The 396-nt window shown below is 41.9% G+C and carries 1 protein-coding gene; it reads right to left on the reverse strand.

The genetic code is table 11. The annotated features are described in order from the left end of the window. Positions 1-396, reverse strand: a 396-nt coding sequence (locus tag DAHG_RS21320; protein WP_022936305.1) for a hypothetical protein, incomplete at both ends; no start/stop codon positions are given.

The following is a 396-nucleotide window of genomic DNA, read 5'->3' on the forward strand; positions in this document are numbered from 1 at the left end:
AACGCTGCTTTTGTTTTTTATCACTAAAGTCCAAGGCTTCCATCACTAATGGTTTATGAGTATCTACACATTCATGAATGATCTTACTCGCTGTTTCCGCAATCTCATGCTTTCGCTGATTCCTTGTCTTACCCTTTAGCTTCATCGGCATGATCTGCTGTCTGCACAGATTGCCTTGCCGATCGATGTGGGCAACCGCGATATGATCCACATTGATATCGATACCGATACTGCCTTCTTCCTTTTTGGTCATGATCACTTTAGGTTCCACCTCAATGATCGCTTTGATGATGAAATACTCACCATGGTCATAGAGTTCATAAGCTACGGCTTTACCGGTGGTATTATGCGGTAATCTGACTGCTCTTTCTAATTTCTCTGCATGATGATAAAAAC

Origin of the sequence: Dielma fastidiosa (genome assembly GCF_000313565.1) — a bacterium.
GTDB classification, from domain to species: Bacteria; Bacillota_I; Bacilli_A; order Erysipelotrichales; family Erysipelotrichaceae; genus Dielma; species Dielma fastidiosa.